The 21,230-nt window shown below is 36.3% G+C and carries 19 protein-coding genes; 12 read left to right on the forward strand and 7 right to left on the reverse strand.

From position 1 onward, the window contains the following. Positions 1-43 precede the first annotated feature (43 nt). From mltG to pnuC, 4 genes are all read right to left on the reverse strand, one after another. Positions 44-1,069: an endolytic transglycosylase MltG gene (gene mltG, locus BUE84_RS08105; RefSeq protein WP_079241192.1), complete on the reverse strand. Its 1,026-nt coding sequence runs from the start codon at positions 1,067-1,069 to the stop codon at positions 44-46. A gap of 33 nt (positions 1,070-1,102) precedes the next feature. Continuing rightward, a complete protein-coding gene (gene dapF / locus BUE84_RS08110) occupies positions 1,103-1,870 on the reverse strand; it encodes a diaminopimelate epimerase (protein ID WP_079241193.1) in 768 nt (255 codons plus the stop codon). A gap of 88 nt (positions 1,871-1,958) precedes the next feature. After that, a complete protein-coding gene (locus tag BUE84_RS08115; RefSeq protein WP_034696292.1) occupies positions 1,959-2,624 on the reverse strand; it encodes a hypothetical protein in 666 nt (221 codons plus the stop codon). A 4-nt stretch (positions 2,625-2,628) separates the two neighbouring features. After that, on the reverse strand, positions 2,629-3,291 hold the full coding sequence (gene pnuC, locus BUE84_RS08120; RefSeq protein WP_079241194.1) for a nicotinamide riboside transporter PnuC: 663 nt from the start codon (positions 3,289-3,291) through the stop codon (positions 2,629-2,631). Between the two features lie 164 nt (positions 3,292-3,455). Between pnuC and BUE84_RS08125 the strand changes: the two genes are divergently transcribed. From BUE84_RS08125 to hemN, 3 genes are all read left to right on the forward strand, one after another. Continuing rightward, entirely contained in the window at positions 3,456-4,973 is a 1,518-nt protein-coding gene (locus tag BUE84_RS08125; protein ID WP_034696290.1) for an amino acid permease, read from the forward strand. Positions 4,974-5,023: 50 nt separating this feature from the next. After that, on the forward strand, positions 5,024-6,037 hold the full coding sequence (locus BUE84_RS08130; protein ID WP_079241195.1) for a WD40/YVTN/BNR-like repeat-containing protein: 1,014 nt from the start codon (positions 5,024-5,026) through the stop codon (positions 6,035-6,037). A gap of 178 nt (positions 6,038-6,215) precedes the next feature. Beyond that, the gene (gene hemN, locus BUE84_RS08135) at positions 6,216-7,574 is read left to right on the forward strand and encodes an oxygen-independent coproporphyrinogen III oxidase (protein WP_079241196.1); all 1,359 of its coding nucleotides are present in this window, start codon (positions 6,216-6,218) and stop codon (positions 7,572-7,574) included. Positions 7,575-7,621: 47 nt separating this feature from the next. Here the strand turns inward: hemN and BUE84_RS08140 are convergent, their stop codons facing one another. After that, on the reverse strand, positions 7,622-8,989 hold the full coding sequence (locus BUE84_RS08140) for a PQQ-dependent sugar dehydrogenase (protein WP_079241197.1): 1,368 nt from the start codon (positions 8,987-8,989) through the stop codon (positions 7,622-7,624). 216 nt (positions 8,990-9,205) lie between these two features. Here BUE84_RS08140 and secD point away from each other — a divergent pair, with 216 nt between their 5' ends. The 5 genes from secD (at position 9,206) to BUE84_RS08165 (ending at position 16,860) form a co-directional block, all read left to right on the forward strand. Continuing rightward, positions 9,206-12,115: a protein translocase subunit SecD gene (gene secD, locus BUE84_RS08145; RefSeq protein ID WP_079241198.1), complete on the forward strand. Its 2,910-nt coding sequence runs from the start codon at positions 9,206-9,208 to the stop codon at positions 12,113-12,115. 440 nt (positions 12,116-12,555) lie between these two features. Next, complete coding sequence (locus BUE84_RS08150) at positions 12,556-13,128, forward strand: hypothetical protein (RefSeq protein ID WP_079241199.1); 573 nt, start codon at positions 12,556-12,558, stop codon at positions 13,126-13,128. A gap of 82 nt (positions 13,129-13,210) precedes the next feature. After that, complete coding sequence (locus BUE84_RS08155) at positions 13,211-14,479, forward strand: hypothetical protein (protein ID WP_145953226.1); 1,269 nt, start codon at positions 13,211-13,213, stop codon at positions 14,477-14,479. A gap of 215 nt (positions 14,480-14,694) precedes the next feature. Then, positions 14,695-15,948 carry a TCR/Tet family MFS transporter gene (locus tag BUE84_RS08160; protein ID WP_079241201.1) on the forward strand — a complete coding sequence of 418 codons (1,254 nt, stop codon included), beginning with the start codon at positions 14,695-14,697 and terminating at the stop codon, positions 15,946-15,948. 108 nt (positions 15,949-16,056) lie between these two features. Further along, entirely contained in the window at positions 16,057-16,860 is an 804-nt protein-coding gene (locus tag BUE84_RS08165; protein WP_079241202.1) for an arylamine N-acetyltransferase family protein, read from the forward strand. Between the two features lie 74 nt (positions 16,861-16,934). On the opposite strand, the gene BUE84_RS08170 is transcribed toward BUE84_RS08165, so the two are convergent. Beyond that, on the reverse strand, positions 16,935-17,882 hold the full coding sequence (locus BUE84_RS08170) for a hypothetical protein (protein WP_079241203.1): 948 nt from the start codon (positions 17,880-17,882) through the stop codon (positions 16,935-16,937). A gap of 313 nt (positions 17,883-18,195) precedes the next feature. Between BUE84_RS08170 and BUE84_RS08175 the strand changes: the two genes are divergently transcribed. The 4 genes from BUE84_RS08175 (at position 18,196) to BUE84_RS08190 (ending at position 20,432) form a co-directional block, all read left to right on the forward strand. After that, positions 18,196-18,537, forward strand: a complete 342-nt coding sequence (locus BUE84_RS08175; RefSeq protein WP_034696279.1) for a twin-arginine translocase TatA/TatE family subunit — start codon at positions 18,196-18,198, stop codon at positions 18,535-18,537. Positions 18,538-18,539: 2 nt separating this feature from the next. Then, positions 18,540-19,106 (forward strand): phosphatase PAP2 family protein, encoded by a 567-nt coding sequence (locus tag BUE84_RS08180; RefSeq protein ID WP_076594296.1) that lies wholly within the window; start codon positions 18,540-18,542, stop codon positions 19,104-19,106. After that, on the forward strand, positions 19,103-19,915 hold the full coding sequence (locus BUE84_RS08185; protein ID WP_079241204.1) for a tetratricopeptide repeat protein: 813 nt from the start codon (positions 19,103-19,105) through the stop codon (positions 19,913-19,915). The genes BUE84_RS08180 and BUE84_RS08185 overlap by 4 nt, the downstream gene beginning before the upstream one ends. Positions 19,916-19,979: 64 nt before the next feature. After that, positions 19,980-20,432 carry a tRNA (cytidine(34)-2'-O)-methyltransferase gene (locus BUE84_RS08190; RefSeq protein WP_079241205.1) on the forward strand — a complete coding sequence of 151 codons (453 nt, stop codon included), beginning with the start codon at positions 19,980-19,982 and terminating at the stop codon, positions 20,430-20,432. 135 nt (positions 20,433-20,567) lie between these two features. Here the strand turns inward: BUE84_RS08190 and rlmH are convergent, their stop codons facing one another. Further along, positions 20,568-21,041, reverse strand: a complete 474-nt coding sequence (rlmH, locus tag BUE84_RS08195; RefSeq protein WP_079241206.1) for a 23S rRNA (pseudouridine(1915)-N(3))-methyltransferase RlmH — start codon at positions 21,039-21,041, stop codon at positions 20,568-20,570. Positions 21,042-21,230 lie beyond the last annotated feature (189 nt).

Genomic DNA, 21,230 nt, shown 5'->3' on the forward strand with positions numbered 1-21,230 from the left:
TGTTTTTTTTCTAACTGTTTAAATTTTCAGGTGCTTTCTAAGCTTATTTTATATTTTTTGAGTTGAGCCAGTCCTGATAAGCCTTTGCATTCACCGCATGTTCTTCAGCACTTGCAGTAAACTTATGGTATCCGAATCTTGCCGGATCAGCACACATAAATATATAATTGTTGTTTTCGGCATTTAAAACAGCATCTATTGAATTCTTATCCACTACGCAGATAGGTCCCGGAGGAATACCTGCATTGGCATAAGTATTATAAGGTGATGGTGTAGACAAATGCTTATATAATACCCTTTTTATAGGTTCTTTAAAATTAGTCTGCTTATTGATTGCATAAATTACCGTAGGATCAGACTGAAGCTTCATGCCTTTTCTGTAACGGTTTAAATATAATCCTGCAATTGTTTTCATTTCGTCCTTTTTTCCTCCGGACTCTTTGTAAACAATAGAAGCCAGAGCATAAATCTGATCCCTTGTAAGACCGGACTGCTGTTCTTTGTTTTTTCTATCACTTGTCCAGAAATCATGATATTGATTTTCGAACTTGGCAAAAAATTCTCTCGGACTTACCGTCCAGAAAAAATTATACGTATCAATGAAAAAATATTTTTTTAAATCTTCAACATTTTTATAGCCTTTCTCCTGTGCAACAGCATCCAGATCATTCACAAAATGTAATGAATCAATTTCTGTTTTTTTAGTCACCTTACCAATCATCTGATACATATCTCCAAAATCACCGATTCTGTAAGAATTTGCAGTCTGGTTACCTGCTTTGATCATATTGACAAGGTTTTTATTACCTGTTCCGCTCTGAATATGATATCGCCCTGCTTTAAAATTCGTCTCAAGGCCTTTTTCCTTAGCTACAGCTTCAAAAGACTCTCTGTCCTTAATATAAGGAGCAATAGAATCGAGGATCTGTTTAAAGCCTGCTCTATGAGGAATCAGAACATAACCATCCTTTTCTACGTTATTTCCTAAATATTTATTATAAAATCTCAAACCAAAAAATCCTGCCACTACAAAAACCAGCAGAATGACAATGAGAATTGCTTTTTTCATTCTTTATAAATGTTGATTAAAAGTTTTTTGTTTTTAAAGAAGATCTGTCTTACCTCTAAAAACTTGCTTTGCAGGACCTTCCAGCCAAATATTCTGGAATGCATCACCGCTTTTTTCAGCATATACTTTAAGGTTTCCACCTAAAGTTTTAACTTTTACAGAGGTTAGATTATGTTTTTGCAGAAAAGTTAAAGCAGAAGCTGTAACTCCTGTTCCGCAACTGTAAGTTTCGTCCTCAACGCCTCGTTCATAGGTTCTTACAAAAATTTCATTATCAGAAATTTTTTCTACAAAGTTCACATTGATTCCTTTTTCTTTATAATTTTCAGAATTTCTGATGCCATATCCTTCGTCATAAACGTGATAATCTTTCAGGTTGTCTACATATTTTACATAATGGGGAGATCCGGTGTTCAGAACAAAATCATTTCCGTCATGGGAAACAGTATCTACATTGATCATTTTTAATTTAATGATTCCGTTATGGATTTCAGCTTCATGTTCACCATCGGTAGCAATGAACTTACATTTGTCTTCAAAAATGTCCAGGAAAAAAGCAAAAGCAACAAGACATCTTCCTCCGTTTCCACACATCGTACTCTCTCCACCATCAGAATTGTAATACACCATCTTAAAATCATATTCAGGATCGTTTTCCAATAGAATAAGACCGTCAGCACCTATTCCGAAACGTCTGTCACATAATTTTTCAATACTATCTTTATCTTTAGTAAATTGCAGATCACGGTTGTCTACCATTACAAAATCATTCCCTGTTCCCTGATATTTATAAAATTCCATATTTTTTGTTAAATAAAGAAGCAAAATTACTATATTTTAAATGAAAAACGAACAGTGTTAGCTGTTCGTTTCCTTATTTATAATCGTTTTATCTAAAGCCGCCTCCGCCGCTTTGTTGCCTGCTTGAGCTCGTGCTTTGGCTGCCTGAGCTATTTCTAAATCCACCGCCAGAAGATTCTGATCTGCTGCTTTCAGAATTTCTGAAACCGCTGTTATTTTGGTTTCCCTGGTTGTTCTGATTACTGCTGTTTTGATTTCTGAATCCGCTGTTACTGTTGGAATTTCTGAAACCACTGTTGTTTTGATTTCCCTGATTGTTTTGATAACCACTATTCTGGTTTCTGAATCCGCTGTTGCTGTTGGAGTTTCTATTATTATTGAATCCTCCGTTATTATTGTATGAGCCGTTACTGTTCGTTGTACGCGTATTCTGGAATCCGTTTTGAGGTCTTGAGGAAGAAGAAGATCTTCTTTCTACATAGACTTTTCTTCTGGAGTTGTTATAACTGTCATAATAATAAGGAATGCCATTATCATAGTAATAATTAACGTTGTTTCTGTAATAATAGCCGTCATTGCCCCAATATCCACCGCTTCCGTAGTATCCTGAAGGAGCATAATAATACCCATTGTTGTAATAGGGATCACCATATCCGTAACCACTATTGCTTCCGTATCCGTCAGTATATGCTAAACAAGAGGTTAAACTGGTAATAGCAAAAATACTGATTGCTATTTTAAATAAATTTTTCATGACTTTATTGTACTTTTTTTTCTTTAAAACTTTTTTTCCAATTGACATATCCTAAGATCGCCATTATAGTAAATACCAAATATTGAACCGAAGTGATTCCAAGTCCCTTAAAAATCATCATAGGGATGCAAATAAGATCTCCGAGAATCCAGAAAATCCAGCTCTCAATGCGCTGTTTGGCCATCAACCACATTCCTACTAAAAATATGGAAGTGGTAAAAATATCCATCCAATTGGCCCAATCGAGATGATATAATCCCAAATAACCACCTTCTAAATGATCAATATAGGGTTTACAATAATAAATAAAAGTAACAAATGCCAAACTCAGCACAAAAAGAATACTTGCATGTATCCATTCTTTTCGGGTAGCCCATGTAACTTCTACATGAACATGATCTTCAGAATTTCTTGCCCATAGAACCCAACCATAAATACTCATGACAGTATAATAGACGTTAATCATACAGTCTCCCAGCAGCCCGGCATTGAAAAGAAGATATACATAGATCAGGGTTGAAATAATGCCGGTAGGGTATACCCATATATTTTTCTTTATGGAAAAAAATACGCTCAGTATTCCGAAAATTGCACCTGATGCTTCCAACGTAATTTGTAAAGAATCATAGCTTTCATAAGGCTTTACAAAAAGATCATATAAATTCATGCAATCAAAAATAAGCAAAAATATGGACTTTTTAAAATGGATTATATAATGTGTTGTTCAGGTTTTTAAACCTTTAATGTAAAATAAATGAGGAAAGTTTAACGATAAACGCGGGAGTTCCTAAATTTTTTATATTTTCGTAAATCCTTAATAAATAAAAAAACATGTCGAAAATTTGGGTTAAAAAGCCACTAAGTGCCTATGAGGCAGATATGAAGAAAAGTGAGCTGAAAAAAGTCCTAGGAAAATGGAGTTTAACAGCAATTGGAGTGGGTGCTATCATCGGTGGTGGAATCTTTGTTCTTACTGGAACAGGAGCCTATTATCATGCAGGACCAGCACTTGCAATTTCCTTTATCATAGCAGGGATCGCCTGCGTTTTTGCTGCATTATGTTATGCAGAGTTTGCATCCATTATTCCTGTAGAGGGTTCAGCTTATGCTTATGCATATGGAACAGTAGGAGAAATTTTTGCATGGGCCATGGGATGGTGTCTCATCCTCGAGTACGCCATGGCGAGTATGGCCGTTTCCGTGAGTTGGTCCGGATATTTTAACAAATTTTTGAAGATTTTTAATATTCATTTGCCCGCTTATCTGACATCAGATCCGGCAAGTTATACGGGAGATGGTTTTTCTATGAACCTGCCAGCATTTATTCTTGTTCTTTTAATTACTGCATTATTGGTAAAGGGAACTAAAGAAGCTGCAGGAGCGAATAACCTGATCGTTTTAATGAAAACTTCAGCGGTTATCTTTGTAATTATCGCTGGTGTATATATTATTTTCTCTAATACAGATCTTTACAATGCGGTAGATGGTGTTAAAAACTGGAAGCCTTTTATTCCGGATCAGGTTCAGATTAAAAATTCTGAAGGAGATATGGTTTCTGCCTACGGTATTAAAGGAATTATTTCCGGAGCAGCAGCTATTTTCTTTGCTTATATTGGTTTTGATGCTGTTTCTACACAAGCTGGAGAGGCTATTAACCCTAAGAAAGATGTACCTTTCGCTATTATCGCTTCATTATTGGTTTGTACCGCTTTATATATCTGTGTATCTCTTGTATTAACAGGGATGATGCATTATACAGACTTTAATCCGGAAGGTAAATATCCGGATGCTATCAAAGCTCCTGTAGCGTATGCTTTTGAAATTGCAGGAAAACACTGGGCGAGTAATATTGTAACCATTGCAGCTACTGTAGGATTAATTTCTGTAGTAATGGTAATGATGATGGGGCAGTCCAGAATCTTCATCGGGATGGCAAAAGACGGATTGATTCCTAAATTCTTCGGTGATCTTCATCCAAAAACAAAAACACCTTACAAAGGAATTATTTTATTAGGACTTGTGGTAGCATTGATTGCTGCATTTACTCCAATTTCAACATTGGCTGATATGACAAGTTTCGGAACCCTGTTTGCATTTACACTGGTTTGTATTGCAGTTTGGGTGATGAGAAAGAAAGAGCCTAATTTGATCAGGCCTTTCAAAGTTCCGGCTTATAAAATAGTTGTGGCACTGGGAGTATTTATCAATATTTATTTGATCTTTAACTTAAGTGCTCATGCTTTGGAGCTTTCTGCAGTATGGTTGTTCTTAGGAGGTTTAGTATACTTCCTGTATGGAAAATCAAACAGTAAGCTTAACAATCCTGAAAAATATCAGAATCAAGATTAATCATCATATTAAACCGCTTCGGCGGTTTTTTTTGTCCCAATACTATTATTATGAAAAATATTTTGTCCATTTTATTCCTGTCCATAGGAATTACAGCATTTTCCCAACAGGTGGAAAGCCTTGAAACCATTCTTAATGATAAGATCAGTATCAGAGCTCTTGAATTATATGACAACAAGGTCTGGTACAGTGGTACGGATTCTAAATTTGGGTTTGTAGATCTTAAAGATTATAAAAGCCAGAAACAGATAAAATTATCCGAAGAGAAACTTCAATTCAGAACATTAGCGCAAAATAAAACTATTTTTTATGCTATCAATATTGAGAGTCCAGGACGTTTCTTTGCTATCGATAAGAAAACTTTAAAGTCACAGATTGTTTTTCAAGATACTGCAAAAACAGCTTTTTATGATGCTTTGCATTTTGTGAATGATAAGCTAGCCTATACTTTTAGTGATTCAGATAAAGATCAGATGTTGAAACTGGCTGTGTACAAAGAAGGGAAATGGAGTATGTTTAAGAATAATGTAAAATTAAATGAGGGCGAAGCTGCTTTTGCTGCAAGTAATACCAATATTTCATCCTCTAAAAAATATTTATGGATTGCAACCGGAGGAAAAGCTTCAAGAATCTTAAGAATGAATCTGAAAGATGAAAAAATAGAAGTGTTCAACACCCCAATCATACAAGGAGAATCTTCACAGGGAATGTATTCTATTGATTTTTTTGATAATAATTTTGGAATTGCAGCAGGAGGAGATTATACTAAGCAGGATGCCAATATCAATAATATCGCAACCACAAATGATGCAGGAAAAACCTGGCAAATTCAGGCTTCAGGGCAGAATGCGGGATATACCACCTGTGTGAAAATAAAGCCAGGATCAAAAGGAAAAGAAATTATTGCAGTAGGAGACAAGCATATCAGTTATTCTTCAGATTTTGGAAAAACATGGACTAAAATTTCCGATGAGAAAGGCTTTTTTGTATGTCAGTGGATTGATGTCAATAGAGTGGTTCTTGCAGGAAATAACAGAATTGCGGTGATGAAATTAAAATTTTAAATATCAGGAATAGAATTTATCACTATTTGTCAAAAGCCTGATCATACGTATTTAGACTCATTATAAAATAGAACCTAATATAATTCATAGGTTAAAATTCATAACTAATGGTTAATTTTGTAAGATGAAATTTAAATGATGCTAAATTTCATGTCCTTATAAAATTTTAATTTTCAAAATGAACTCTTTAATAGATAAGTATAATATTCCCGGACCGCGTTACACTTCTTATCCTACCGTTCCATATTGGGATGAATCAACATTCTCACCGGAAAAATGGAAGGAAACTGTAATCAGGTCTTTTCATGAAAGCAATGCAGAGGAGGGAATTTCTATTTACATCCATTTGCCTTTCTGTGAGGCATTGTGTACGTTCTGTGCTTGCCATAAGCGTATTACCAAACAACATAGTGTTGAAGTTCCTTATCTGGAAAGTGTTTTAAAGGAATGGAAACTGTATCTTGATCTTTTCAACGAAAGACCTAAACTGAAAGAATTACACCTTGGAGGTGGTACTCCTACATTTTTCTCTCCTGAGAATTTAAGAACATTATTGGAAGGTATTTTTTCATCTGTAGACATTGCGGAACACCCTGAATTTTCTTTTGAAGGACATCCAAACAATACCACGAAAGAACATCTTCAGACTTTATATGATCTTGGTTTCAGAAGAGTAAGTTTTGGAGTTCAGGATTATGATCCTAAAGTTCAGAAAGCAATCAACAGAATCCAGCCTTTTGAAAATGTAAAAAACGTTACAGAATGGGCTAAGGAAATCGGATACAGAGGAATCAGTCACGATCTTGTTTTCGGATTGCCACACCAGAATTGGGATGCAATGGAGCACACGATCAGAAAGACAATGGAGCTGAAACCGGACAGATTGGCGTTCTATTCTTACGCACACGTTCCATGGGTGAAGGGAGTTGGGCAGAGAGGTTTTGATGAAAATGACCTTCCAAGTGGAGAAGAGAAACGCCGTTTGTATGAAGATGGTAAAAAGCTTCTTCAGGATTTAGGATATATTGAAGTAGGGATGGATCACTTCTCTCTTGAGCACGATGATCTGTATCAGTCTTTGATTCATAAAAAACTACACAGAAATTTCATGGGTTACACTTCAAGCAATACGCAACTGATGGTAGGACTTGGAATGTCTGCGATTTCAGACTCATGGTATGCTTTTGCCCAGAATGTAAAAACGGTGGAAGAATACCAGAAAATGGTTGAAGAAGGTGAGATTCCTGTTGTAAAAGGACATGTTCTGAGTGATGAGGATCTTACGGTAAGAAGACATATTCTGAATCTGATGTGTCAGCTTGAAACCACTTTTGATGTTAACAATTCTTTCCCTGAGCTTGACAATGCACTGGAAATGCTCAAAGAGATGGAAAATGACGGTTTGGTTGAAATCAACGGAACTGAAGTTAAAATAACAGAAGCTGGAAGAGCATTCACGAGAAATGTAGCGATGGTTTTTGACCTGAGAATGATGAGAAATAAACCTGAAACAAGGATTTTCTCAATGACTATATAAAACAAAAGCGGTTCAGTTCTGAACCGCTTTTTTATTGTTTTAAAATTTTATTTGATGATCAATTTCTGACTATATGATTTCAATTCCCCGGATTTAAGATTAATGTAGTACACTCCGGCAGGAATTCCTGAAATATTAATTCCTTTGCTATTAATAATCTGATCCGTTTCCATCACTTTTCTTCCCTCCGAACTGATGATTTCCAGGGTTGCTTTTTTATCTTTAACCCCATCAATGAAAATTTCTTTGGAAGCAGGATTAGGATAAACTTTTACTGTTCCTAAAGTATTTTCATTAGTCCCTAAAGTTCCTGTGGATATTTTGAAAATTTTTCCATTGCTTAAATCTGCTACATACAATCCTTTCTGATAATCTTCTCCAAAAGTAGAAAAGTTATTTCCGGAATAAGGAGTCGTCCACGTAATGGCATTATTGGTATCCAGCATTCCGATCTGAGAAGAACAATAGTCAGCAAAGAAATATTTCCCCTGAAGTGAAGGGTATTGGTTTCCTCTGTAGACATAACCACCGGTGATAGAACATTTCCCACCAGAATGGTTATATACAGCAACAGGGAAGGTCATGGTGGACTGGGCAGCACATCCTGCAGTATTGTAGGCATTATTCCCTTCATAGCAGCGCCAGCCATAATTTAATCCGGCTGTAGTAATAGGCATTTTATTGATTTCTTCTATTGCTCCCTGGCCAACATCCGCAATCATGGCATTGCCCGTAGTCAGATCAAAAGAAAATTTCCATGCATTTCGGAGACCATAAGACCATATTTCGTCTGCACCATCCACTCCAGCTCCTGCAAAAGGATTGTCTGGCGGAATATTGTAAGGACCGGTGGCATCTACATCTATTCTCAACATCTTTCCTAATAACACATTTTTATTTTGGGCATTATTATTCGGGTCGCCACCACTTCCTCCGTCTCCGGTGATGATCCAAAGTTTTCCGTCAGGAGCAAAATGAATGCTTCCTCCATTGTGATTGTCGAATGGCTTGGGAATATTCAGCAGGATTTTTTCAGAAGCAGGATCTGCTACGTTTGAATCTGTTGAACTTACACTGTATCTGGCAACAATAATATTGCCTGAAAGGTTGTTATAATACACAAAAAAATACCCGTTGGTAGAGTATTGAGGATGAAAGGCAAGGCCGAGAAGACCTCTTTCGCCGCCGAAAGTAATTTTTGATCCGATATTCAGAAAGTTGGTTGTGTTAATTGTCCCATTGGGTTGAATAATTTTAATGATGCCGTCCTGTTGAACCACAAAAAGCCGGCTGTCATTGGCGTTCGTAATCTCTACAGGGCTGGTAAGTCCTGTCACAAATTCTTCCAAATTAATGCTTTGAGAATTAACAATTAAGGAAGAAAAAATACTGATACTAAAAAGTAGTTTTTTCATAATATTTTGAGAGTTAGTGTGTTGGGAAAGTAAATGAAAATTTTATACCAATCGATTTTGAAGACTTCATTATGATAGTATGAAAAAATTGTTAAATCTTAAATAGAAATCACGATACCAATATATCTGGAAATAAACCATTTCTGTTGTTAAAAATTCATAAAATACAAGAAAATCATTATATTTGCCGACTTAATTTAACGTAGTTATAACAAAATGCAAGGAAAAGGACTTATTACAATTGTCGCTATTGTACTAGGGTTGATTTGCTTAAACGAGCTATTACCAACATGGTACGCCAGCAAAATTGAAAAGCAGGCGACTGCTATTGCAGGAGACAATCCGGAGAAGTATCAAAAAGAAATCGCAAGACTTTCTAAGGATACTTTGAATTTAGGATTCACAAAACTTTATTACACTAAAGCCAAAGACAAGGAAATGAAACTTGGTCTTGACTTGAAAGGAGGGATCAACGTTCTTTTGGAAATCAACCAAAGAGATCTTGTGAATGATTTAACCAATTATTCTACAAATCCTGTTCTTATTGAGGCTTTAAACAAAACTGATGAAGCACAGAAGAATTCTACTAAACCTTACATCGACAACTTCTTTGAGCAGTTCGATGTAATTAACAAAGCTAAAGGGGCAAACCTTAAGTTGGCAGATCCGGAAATTTTCGGAAATACAACCCTTACTGAGGTGAAGTACAACACGCCTGATGAGCAGGTGAAAAGCATTGTTAAAAGAAAAATCGATGCATCTGTAGGAACAGCTTTCGAGGTAATCAGAACGAGAATTGATAAGCTTGGAGCTATCCAGCCAAACGTCCAGAGAGTACCTGGTACAGCGAGAATTTCTGTGGAAATGCCTGGTATGAAGGACATCGATAAAGTGAAGAAAATGCTTCAGACTTCTGCAAAACTTCAGTTCTGGGAAGTACAGCAGGTTCCTGAAATTGCGCCTTATTTCCAGACTTTGACAACTATGGTTGCTACAAAAGGAGATTCTATGGGAGTTGCAAAGAATGTGAACTTCATGAGCCTTTTACAGCTTGACAAATTAAGAACAAATGGTGTTGCTAACGTAAAATTATCTGATACTGCTGTTGTAAACAAAATCTTAAACAGCAAAGTAGGTCAGTCTTTACGTCCGTCTAACATTAAATATACACAGTTCATGTGGGGTTACAAACCTGAAGCTACAGATAGCGAAAGCTTAGTATTGTATGCGATCAGAGGTAACATCAACCAGAAAGCTCCGGTAGACGGTGCTGTTGAAACTGCAAATATCAGCTACGATGAACTAAGCAGAATAGTGGTAGATATGCAGATGGACTCTAAAGGAGCAAAAGAGTGGAAAACATTAACCGAGAAAAATGTTGGAAAACCGGTTGCAGTAACTCTTGATAACAGAGTGTACACAGCGCCTAACGTTGTAGGTGCTATCCCTAACGGTAGAACTCAGATCTCTGGTAACTTCTCTCAGGAAGAAGCTAAAGAATTGGTAGACGTGTTAGGTGCTGGTAAATTGCCTGCAGGTGCAAAAGTAGTTCAGGCTACCGTTGTAGGTCCATCTTTAGGACAAGAGGCTATTGACTCTGGTTTAATGTCGTTTATCATTGCATTCGCTATTATCATTGTTTATATCATTTTCTACTACGGTGGAGCTGGTGTATATGCGGTAATTGCAATGGTGATCAACTTATTCTATATTTTCGGTATTATGGATTCGGGTGACTTTACCCTTACGCTTCCAGGTATCGCGGGTATCGTTCTGACGATGGCAGTAGCGGTCGATACGAACGTTATCATTTATGAAAGAACTAAGGAAGAATTATTCGCTGGGAAAAGTATCCTTGAAGCTTACAAAGATGGTTTCAAACATGCATTAAACGCGATTATCGATGGTCACACGACCACTTTCCTAACGGCAGTTGTATTGTTCTTCTTCGGAACAGGGCCTATTAAAGGTTTTGCATTGACGTTGATGATTGGTATTTTAATGACATTATTCACGTCTGTATTGCTTTCAAGAGTAATGATCTTCTCAAGATTAAATAAAGGAAAAGGACTTTCTGTTTGGACTCCGGCTACGAAGAACCTATTCAGAAATACCTGGATCGATTTCATCGGAAAGAGAAAATATGCTTACATCGTTTCTGCTGTTCTTACCGTTATTTGTGTGATTTCAATCGCAACGCACGGTTTCAAATACGGTATCGATTTTACCGGTGGTAGAAACTATGTTGTAAGATTTGATAAAGATGTAAAAGCTGAAGATGTTGAAGAAAAATTAGTAGCATTATTCAAAACTGAAGACGGTAAAAACTCTTCTGTAGAAGCTAAGACTTTCGGAAACAACAAACAATTAAAGATTTCTACCGATTACCTTATCGAGGACGAATCTTTAAAAGCTGACCAGATTATCGAACAGAAATTATTCGAAGGTTTAAAATCAAACTTACCGGCAGGAACTACATTGAAGGATTTCAAATCTGCTGATAAAGACCACGCAGGAATTATCTCTTCTGAGAAAGTAGGACCTTCTGTTGCTGATGATATCCAGACTCACGGTATCTATGCGGTATTAGCTGCATTAGCAATGATCTTCGTTTATATCTTAGTAAGATTTAGAAAATGGCAGTTCTCTCTTGGAGCAGTTGCTGCTCTATTCCACGATGCGGTAATTATTTTAGGAGCATATTCATTGCTTCACAAATATATGCCGTTCAACATGGAGATCAACCAGGATTTCATTGCTGCGATTCTTACTGTATTAGGATACTCAATTAACGATACCGTAATTATCTTCGACAGAATTAGAGAATACCTGAGAGAGAAAAAATCTTTAACATTAGCAGGTCTTTTTGATGACTCTATTTCAAGTACATTGGGTAGAACATTCAATACCTCATTCACTACGATTTTGGTTATCCTTGCGATCTTCATCTTCGGTGGTGATAACTTGAGAGGATTCATGTTTGCGATGTTAATTGGTATTGGATTCGGTACTTATTCATCCATCTTTATTGCGTCTGCAATTGCTTACGACTTCCTTAAAACAGGGAAAGAAGAAGAGGTACATGGAAAATCCACTTCTGCTAAAGAAGAACTTGCTTCAAAGTAATACAAACTACAATAAATTAGTAAAGACTGTTTCGAAAGAAGCGGTCTTTTTTTATATACTTATCCTTTTTTTTCTTTTTGATCATTTCAAATGATAAATAGGTATCTCACCCTAACTATTTGAAAGCTTTTGTTTTAAATGATTAAATTTTCATCTGGTTTTTAATTATTTTATCTGTTTTCTATTGGTAATTATTTATTAGTGTTTTTTAAACCTTGTTTTTATAATTTATATTGTAGATTTTACTTTTTTTTAATTGGTTTTAATTGGAGTTATGTATAATAACTCTAATTTTAGAGAATAATTTGTTTGTGTGTAATTGTTGAACAATAAAGGATTTTTGTGAGTTTATATGGAAATAATTATTTTAATTGAAAAATATTAAAAAATAAGAGTTTTATGTAGTAAAATATTTTATATTTATATAAAACAAAACAAAAATGAAAACCGAAAAATTATTCGTTGCTGTGGCATTATGTGCTGCTAGTTTCCTTTTAGCTCAGGTAGGAATTGGAACTCCTAATCCTGATAAAAGTGCTGCCTTAGATATTACGAATACTAATAAAGGCGTACTGATCCCGAGAATTTCCAATCTGTCAACAATAGTTACACCGGCCAACGGCTTGCTGGTTTATGATCTCCAAAGACAGGCATTAACTCAGAATATAGGAACTCCTTCCAGTCCTAACTGGGTTCCCATCAGTGGTAATATTGTTAAGTTCTTCTATATGCCGTCCATCAGTATTGATACCTCTACTTTAGGTACAGGAAGAACAAAAGATTTGTTCCAGCTCTATAAGGTTCAGTTTTCTACTCCTAAGGTTTCGAGTACGGGAGCTCCGGGAGGAATCCCTTTCTTTGCTAATGCATCAGATTTGTATTATTATGTTACTGATTTCGACAATACCGTATTAAGTAATGTAAGCATTGATCCCAATGGCATATTGAAATATGATGTGGTAGGAACGGCAACGGCCTGCTCTTTTGTCAATATTGTATTTGTAATCAAATAATTTGAAATGACATACAGTCATTATGATCATCCTTATCCAGGGATGAGTGTTTACCACGTATAATTAACTTTAAAAATTATTGATGATGAAAACAATTTCAATAGTACGCTGTTTGCTTATGGCAATAGGTCTTTTTGTATCAGGCAAAGTAATATCGCAGGAGATGGTCGCCCTTCCCAATGGTGGATGTGGAAGATTATTGGATACCAATACCTCCAGTTCAAGTGATGGTGGTTTTCTTTGTTTCAGATTGGGAAAGGAAGCGGCTAATCCTAATAATATGACGGATACTGATGTCAATTCTTTTGCATCTTTAAAGCCGGGTACAGGCGCTGGTCTTTTCTGCAGTATGTATGTAGGAGTAGGAACCAGTGGTGCAGATTTTCAGGCGAATAAGCCGGTTTATATTGACTTTGCTTCCGATGGGTTCAATTTTAATCCCAGTTTTAATGGTGGTAATTTTGTTTTCTACAATAATGGGCAGGAAGTCTATCGTACAGGGATTAACGGACATTTTTTCTTTGATTTTGGTGATAACCAGGAACGAAGAATTATTAAAGTAATTCCGACGGCTGCATGGGATGAAGTGCAGTTGGCTTTCGGAGAAGCTATTGGTATTGGTTTTTCCTTCAGCCAGATGAGAGTATATAATATCCTTTCCGAATATTATCTGGCACCTATGACCTATTTATCTCAGCCTTCTGATAAAACAGTTGCTGCCGGAGGATCTACAACGATGACAGCGGTAATCAATAATACGCCTACAGATGAAACACCGGATAATATTACCTATCAATGGCAGGTTCTTATCGGAAGTACATGGACTGATCTTGCAAATGGTTCCAACTATGCTAATGTCACTTCATCCACTCTTAGTATTAATAATGTTCCTGCAGGATTTCACAATAATCAGTACAGGGTTGTTGCCAATTCCAGCTTTCATACCTGTTCTTTCCAGGCAATTTCTACTGTGGGACGACTTTTTGTCAACTCGGTAAACAGCCCAGGAACTATTGCTGTGGATCAAACAGTATGTATGGATATCAGTAATGATCCTGCAGCATTTAGCCAAACTGCAGCTGCACAGGTGAGTGGTGCTGCAGAATATCAGTGGCAAAGTTCCACAGATAATATAACATTCTCGAATATTACGAATGCTACATCTGCTACTTACGATGCTCCACCGATTACGCAAACTACTTATTACCGTCGGGGAGTAAGATCTGTTCTGAATGGAAATACAACTGCTTATCAATACAGTAATGTAGTAAAAGTAACTGTAAAGCAAAGTTGTCTTATTAAGTGTATCATAACAAACAGAATGATATACACGACATTGAACAGCAACTAATACTGGTCTCTAATTAAGGATAGTAACCTGTTCCAAATTTATTTTTGAAACAGGTTTTTTCTTTATGTTCGGCAGGAAAATGCGGGAAAAATAAAGCTATGGTAAATGTAATGTATTATTTAACAGTGTTTTAATCTTTTTGCTTTTTAAAATTTATATGAAGTATTCATAATTTAGAATCATTATTTTTCAGATTTGATTAATTTTGCACCATCATGGAAAATTCAAAGAAAAAAGCGGCTATAGGCTTCATATTTATTACTTTACTGATCGATATTACGGGATGGGGAATCATCATTCCTGTTGTTCCTAAATTAATCGAGGAACTTATTCATGCAGATATTAGTGAAGCTGCAAAGTATGGTGGCTGGCTTGGATTTGCCTATGCATTTACGCAATTTATATTCTCTCCGTTAGTTGGAAACCTTAGTGATAAATACGGACGAAGACCCATCATTCTGATTTCTCTTTTCGGATTTGCTGTAGATTATATTTTCCTTGCACTGGCTCCCACGATCTGGTGGTTGTTTTTGGGAAGAGTTATTGCCGGGATTACAGGAGCAAGTGTCACCACGGCCAGTGCTTATATTGCAGATATTTCCACGGATGAAGACAGAGCTAAGAATTTTGGATTGATAGGAGCTGCTTTTGGGCTCGGATTTATTATAGGACCTGTTTTGGGCGGAGTTCTTGGGCATTATGGAGCAAGAGTTCCTTTCTATGCTGCTGCGGGCTTGTGTTTACTTAATTTCCTGTATGGATATTTCATCCTTCCTGAAAGTTTGGATAAAGATAAAAGAAGAGAATTCGACTGGAAACGTGCCAATCCTATAGGTTCATTTAAGTTTTTAGGCAAGCACCCTGAAATTTCCGGACTAATCGTTTCGTTGATCTTAATCTATATTGCAGGTCATGCTGTACAGAGCAACTGGAGTTTCTTTACCATGTATAAGTTCAGCTGGACAGAAAGAATGGTTGGCATCTCGTTAGGAGTTGTTGGTTTATTGGTAGGTCTCGTACAGGGTGGTCTTATCCGATATACGACTCCCAGGCTGGGAGAACAGAAAAGTATTTATTACGGATTAGCTTTCTATGCTGTAGGAATGCTGTTGTTTGCCTTTGCTTCAGAAGGCTGGATGATGTTTGTGTTTCTGGTGCCATACTGTTTAGGAGGAATTTGCGGACCAGCTTTGCAATCTGTCATCACGAAAAGTGTTCCTTCCAATGAACAGGGAGAACTTCAGGGAGCATTAACGAGTTTAATGAGTGCCACATCCATTATCGGACCTCCGATGATGACCAATTTATTTTACTATTTCACCCATGATGAAGCACCGTTTAAATTTTCAGGCGCACCTTTCTTTTTAGCGTTTGTTTTAATGGCAATCAGCGTAGTAATTACCTATTCTGCTTTTCAGAAGAAAAATAAAAATTTAGTTGATGTGACTTCAAAAAAAGATTTTCATTAAATAGATTTGTTCTATTGATGAGATATAGATGATTTTGGGTTACATCTTTCAATAATTTTACAGGAGTGAAATAGTTTTACTCATTGTTGAAACAGGAAAAACCAAATTATGAATACATCAGAACTGGAAAAGTATTTTGAACGGATCCATTTCTCCGGAACTCCGGAATTGAGTTTGGAGACATTGAAAAGAATACATCAACTCCATCCCAAGTATATTCCCTTTGAGAATATTGATTCTTATACAGGAAAGGTTCCTTCTTTGAATACAGATGATGTTTTCAGAAAAATAGTGATTGAATCCAGAGGTGGATATTGCTATGAACAAAACCTGCTTTTAAGTGAAGTTTTAAAAACATTAGGATTCAATGTAAAGCTCCAGCTTGGAAGGGTAGTGTGGGGAAGACAGGAGGATAGTATTGCTGCACAGACTCATCTTTTGCTTATTGTCGATTTTGATGGAGATCAATATGTGGTAGATTGTGGATTTGGAACAGCCACCCTTACTGCACCTATACTTTTAAACAAAATAGAACAGCAGCAAACACCCAACGGAATATTTAAAGTTTCCCATAAAGAAGAAACCTATACACTTTGGATGTGGAAAGAGCAATGGCTTCCGGTGTACCGATTTATTCCTGAGTATGTAGAACCTATTGATCTTGATATTTCCAACTGGTATTTGTCTACTCATCCGGATTCTCATTTTAAGAACAGACTTATTCTTTCAAAAGTAGATGAGAATGCCCGCTACACTTATACAGACCATATGCTGAATATCCGGTCTGATGATGGTGAAAAAGAATCTATAAGGATAGAAAATGATGTACAGCTCTATGAGATATTGATTAATACTTTTGGACTTCAAGAAAATGCAGTAGAGGCATTGAAGTCAAAAGTCAGAATCTGGTAGTACTTATCAATACAATAAACGGGAAGCTCACTGAGTTTCCCGTTTTGATTAAAATCTGATTTTTATGAAAATAACTATGGATAAAGGGATTTTGTCCCGTTACTTACAATATTACTGCCTAATCCGGAGAATGATACAGAGAAATTAGTGGAGTTAAAGCTTAAAGAACCTGTAGGTGTACAAAGTCCCAGTGCATAACGACATTGTCCGTAAGCCCCTGTCTTTTTGGTAATCTTACTTTCACTTTTTGCTTTTCCTAAACTGATATATCCCCAGTCACTTACATCTGCATTGGACACCGTAGACCCTGAATAATAAATGGTAATCTGATATCCTGCTTCACCTCGTTTAGAACCCCAAAGCCAGTTGGCTGTCCACCATTGTTTATACCATGTAGAAACCACTTTTGCAGCCGTGTTGTTCGATGCTTCTGAATTTCCACGGGTATCCATCATCACAAGGCCTCCGAAGATATTGTCCCAGATAATTCCTGAATCACCATAAAAACATAATGTGGTAAATTTCCCGTTTTTGCCGCTCCATGTTACTTCCATAACCTGGATGCCTGGTTTTACTTCTTCGGTGATGGCTTCTTTTAACCCTTTTTGAGCAATTGTCAGATCATCTCCGTTATATAAATCTCCAATTTTTCCGATTTTTACAGAGGATGGATCCATAATGTTTCCGGATGCAATGAACTGATCTTTATCTGTAATCAGTTTTTTGGACAGTTCTATGCCTTGTTGGGTTGAAATTTTTCCTAATACAGCCACTCCAACGATCTGTAAATCATTTTTTAAATAAGTTTCAAGATTTGTTCCGGATTCATTCAATTGAAGTTGTACTGCTTCAGGAACAAGTTGAGAAGAAGAAGGAGTAATCTCTTTTTTCAGCTCATCTATGGTTGTCTTAGCCTGAACCGCTTCCTGCTGATTCATTTCATTGTTTTCATTCTGGCAGCTGTGGAGCACCATTACCGATAACACGGCGAAAACTTTAAAAGTAGTCACTAGTTTTTTCATAATTAATATTTATTTGGTTGTGCATTATAAATATACAGAATTGTTGTGTAATTCTCATTATTTTGAATTAAATATTTGTTAATTACTAGGTAGCAGATGGTAGGCAGCAGGTTATAGGGATTAGGGATTAGGGATTAGAAAGTTTAAAGTTCAGGGTTTAAGGTTTAAGGTTTTGAGCTAACGAGCAACAAAAACAACCAGCAACAAAATAAACCTCGCCACCCGAACCCCTGGAACTTTATAAAATCTTAAAATTTGTTTAAATTTTTAGTTTACAGTCTATAAATGCAATAATCTTTCGTAATTTTACGCCATGGAATTAAGCATTGGAGAAATGGCACTCATTGCCATTGCAATCGTTGTATTATTCGGTCCGGATAAACTGCCTCAGATTGCGCGTGACTTAGGTGCAGGCGTTAGAAAAATGCGTGGAGCAGTAGAAGATATCAAAACTGAAATCATGAAGGAAACGGATAATCCTGTTTCTGAAATCAAACGTGAGATTGAGAAGGTAAAAGATGCTGCAAAGGATTTCAACCCGATGAATGATATCCAAAAAGATATTCTGACGGAACCTTCTTCAGTAGCTTCTAATGAGCCTCCAAAACCGAAACCGGCAGATGATGAAACTTACGAAGGACCTGTAAGCAGATAATGATGGAGGAAATCATTCAGGAAGATAAGAAGGTATTTCTTTACCTTAATAATTTGGGCGATTCATCTTTCGACCAGTTTTGGATGCTGATTTCCAGTACCTGGATCTGGGTGCCTCTTTATATTATATTTCTTTACTTTTTATACAAAAATCACAAACTAAGATCATTAGTTTTTATTCTTATATTTTTGGCTATTGGGGCAACGGTTTCTGATCAGTTGGCCAGTGTTTTCAAATATGGTGTGGCAAGGTTGAGACCGTGTCATGATCCTACGCTGGAACATCATATGAGAATCGTGAAATGCGGTGGACAGTTTGGGTTTTATTCTGCTCATGCTTCCAATACATTCTTTTTGGCATCCTTTTTAAGTATTTTATTAAAAAATAAGCTTAAATGGTTTCCATATGCTATATTTGTATGGGCTATAGTGGTTTCCTACAGCCGTATATATTTAGGAGTGCATTTCCCGATAGATATTTTGGTGGGGGCGTTTGTTGGATCTTTATTGGGAGTGATATTTGGTGCACTCGCCAAAAAAGTGATCAACAAACAAACTATAAATTCATGAAAAAAACTTTACTAGCCGTAATCTCCCTCTTTTTTGCTCTTAATTTCTATGCCCAGGATAAAAAACTAGCTGAAGAATGCTTCCAAAAAGCTGATTATAAATGTGCAGAAGAGCAGTATTTAAAACTGGCAGAAAAAGAACAGATCCAAAAATTTCAATCTGAATATTACGATTATCTGGGTACAGCTCAGAGAAGGCTTGGAAAAACGACTCAGGCTTTTAAATCCTACGATTCTGCCCTGAAAGCAAATCCATTGTCGGTTTCTGTATACGCAAATCTATCATCACTTTACAGTCAGAAAGGAAATAAGGTAAAAGCCTTGGAATATATAGAAAAAGGACTTCAGGTGAATGCTGAAACTCCGGATCTGTATCTTACACGTTCCAAAATTTACGACAGTCAGGGAAAAAAAGACCTTGCCATCAAAGACCTTAATCAGATTCTGACTTTTGCTCCTGACAATCTTTTTGCAAAGACAGGGCTTGCCAATCTGAAAAAGAATAATGGCGATCTGGACGGAGCTTTAAAAGATTATAATAAACTTCTTGCTGAAAAACCGGAATCGTTACTTTATAATGGTAGAGCAGATGTCTATTTTAAAATGAAAAAATATAAAGAAGCTCTTACAGATGCCAATAAAGCGATTTCCATAGACCCAAAAATTGCCCAATCTTATGTGAGCAAAGCCATGATTCTGATGGACACTTCCAAACTTAAGGAAGCTTGTGAAAATCTGGATAAAGCAGTTGCTTTAGGCTATGAAAAAGCAGTCCTGACGGATTTTTATGCTAAATGTGCAAAGAAATAAAGTAAGAAATATTTTATCCAAATCATTTAAATAAATCCATACTAAAAACGAAAGAGATAGAAAGATGTTGAATATTGTTCTTGTAGAACCTGAAATACCTAATAATACCGGAAATATCGGAAGATTGTGTGTAGGAACCGAAAGTAGATTACACCTGATCCATCCGTTTGGATTTGTAATTAATGATAAAAACCTGAAGCGTTCCGGTTTGGATTATTGGGTACATCTCGATGTTACTGAATATGCAAATGTGGAAGAATGGATTAAAGTAATTCCTGATGTGTCCCGGGTGTTTTTAATGAGTTCACATGCTGAAAAATCATACCTTGAAACTGATTTTCAGGATGGAGACTGGTTGGTTTTCGGAAAGGAGAGTGTGGGACTGAGTAAAGAGGTTTTAGACCGTTTTGAAAATCATTTGACCATTCCTATGTCGAAACTCATCAGGAGCTTTAATATTGCTAATTCTGTTGCTTTTGTTGTGGGTGAGGCAAAGAGACAGATCAGTCTGAAATAAAAAAGAGGTTGTTTCAAAAATGTCATTCTGAATGAAATGGAATGAAGAATCTCATACTTCTGTTTATCAATGAGATTCTCCTTCGTCAGAATGACAAAAGCCAATTATTTGACTTTTGAGACAATACCTTTTGTTTTAATCATTATGATAAGGTTTTCCCTGTAAAATCTGGTCAGCACGGTAAAGCTGTTCTACAATAAACAGACGGATCATCTGATGGGTAAAAGTCATTTTAGATAAAGACATTTTTTCATTGGCTCTGTTGTAGATTTCTTCAGAAAAGCCATAGGCTCCTCCAATAAGAATATGTACTTTTTTTACAGAAGAATTCATCCAGGTATCAATTTTCTGAGAAAATTCACGGCTGGTAAACTGTTTTCCCTTTTCATCAAGAATCACAACCAGATCGTTTTTGTCAATATGGTTTAAGAATAACTTGGCTTCTTCCTTTTTAAGAAGGTCGGGGGATAGGTTTTTGGCATTTTTTACATCCGGAATTTCTGTGATTTCAAAATTCCAGTGTTTGGGTAAGCGGTTGAGATAATAATTGATTAAAGAGGTAATTTCCTTATCATCTGTTTTACCGATACAAAGTAAACTGATTCGCATTGTAAAGAAGTTTCAGAATGCAAAGATAGGGTTTCGCAACTAATTTGTTGCTGGTTTTTTGGTTGCGGGTGGCTTTTATTCTTGTTTACTCACAACGTCAAACCTCAAACTTTAAACTCTCAACCCCTCCCACTCTCAAACTTCCAACCCTGTAATCCCTAAAACCTACCACCTATATTTTCCCTATTT

This window comes from Chryseobacterium indologenes (genome assembly GCF_002025665.1).
Lineage (GTDB): Bacteria > Bacteroidota > Bacteroidia > Flavobacteriales > Weeksellaceae > Chryseobacterium > Chryseobacterium metallicongregator.

Bases quoted from the DNA above. Each gene is read 5' to 3' on its own strand.
- mltG (WP_079241192.1), bottom strand. From the start codon at position 1,069: ATGAAAAAAGCAATTCTCATTGTCATTCTGCTGGTTTTTGTAGTGGCA.
- dapF (WP_079241193.1), bottom strand. From the start codon at position 1,870: ATGGAATTTTATAAATATCAGGGAACAGGGAATGATTTTGTAATGGTA.
- BUE84_RS08115 (WP_034696292.1), bottom strand. From the start codon at position 2,624: ATGAAAAATTTATTTAAAATAGCAATCAGTATTTTTGCTATTACCAGT.
- pnuC (WP_079241194.1), bottom strand. From the start codon at position 3,291: ATGAATTTATATGATCTTTTTGTAAAGCCTTATGAAAGCTATGATTCT.
- BUE84_RS08125 (WP_034696290.1), top strand. From the start codon at position 3,456: ATGTCGAAAATTTGGGTTAAAAAGCCACTAAGTGCCTATGAGGCAGAT.
- BUE84_RS08130 (WP_079241195.1), top strand. From the start codon at position 5,024: ATGAAAAATATTTTGTCCATTTTATTCCTGTCCATAGGAATTACAGCA.
- hemN (WP_079241196.1), top strand. From the start codon at position 6,216: ATGAACTCTTTAATAGATAAGTATAATATTCCCGGACCGCGTTACACT.
- BUE84_RS08140 (WP_079241197.1), bottom strand. From the start codon at position 8,989: ATGAAAAAACTACTTTTTAGTATCAGTATTTTTTCTTCCTTAATTGTT.
- secD (WP_079241198.1), top strand. From the start codon at position 9,206: ATGCAAGGAAAAGGACTTATTACAATTGTCGCTATTGTACTAGGGTTG.
- BUE84_RS08150 (WP_079241199.1), top strand. From the start codon at position 12,556: ATGAAAACCGAAAAATTATTCGTTGCTGTGGCATTATGTGCTGCTAGT.
- BUE84_RS08155 (WP_145953226.1), top strand. From the start codon at position 13,211: ATGATGAAAACAATTTCAATAGTACGCTGTTTGCTTATGGCAATAGGT.
- BUE84_RS08160 (WP_079241201.1), top strand. From the start codon at position 14,695: ATGGAAAATTCAAAGAAAAAAGCGGCTATAGGCTTCATATTTATTACT.
- BUE84_RS08165 (WP_079241202.1), top strand. From the start codon at position 16,057: ATGAATACATCAGAACTGGAAAAGTATTTTGAACGGATCCATTTCTCC.
- BUE84_RS08170 (WP_079241203.1), bottom strand. From the start codon at position 17,882: ATGAAAAAACTAGTGACTACTTTTAAAGTTTTCGCCGTGTTATCGGTA.
- BUE84_RS08175 (WP_034696279.1), top strand. From the start codon at position 18,196: ATGGAATTAAGCATTGGAGAAATGGCACTCATTGCCATTGCAATCGTT.
- BUE84_RS08180 (WP_076594296.1), top strand. From the start codon at position 18,540: ATGGAGGAAATCATTCAGGAAGATAAGAAGGTATTTCTTTACCTTAAT.
- BUE84_RS08185 (WP_079241204.1), top strand. From the start codon at position 19,103: ATGAAAAAAACTTTACTAGCCGTAATCTCCCTCTTTTTTGCTCTTAAT.
- BUE84_RS08190 (WP_079241205.1), top strand. From the start codon at position 19,980: ATGTTGAATATTGTTCTTGTAGAACCTGAAATACCTAATAATACCGGA.
- rlmH (WP_079241206.1), bottom strand. From the start codon at position 21,041: ATGCGAATCAGTTTACTTTGTATCGGTAAAACAGATGATAAGGAAATT.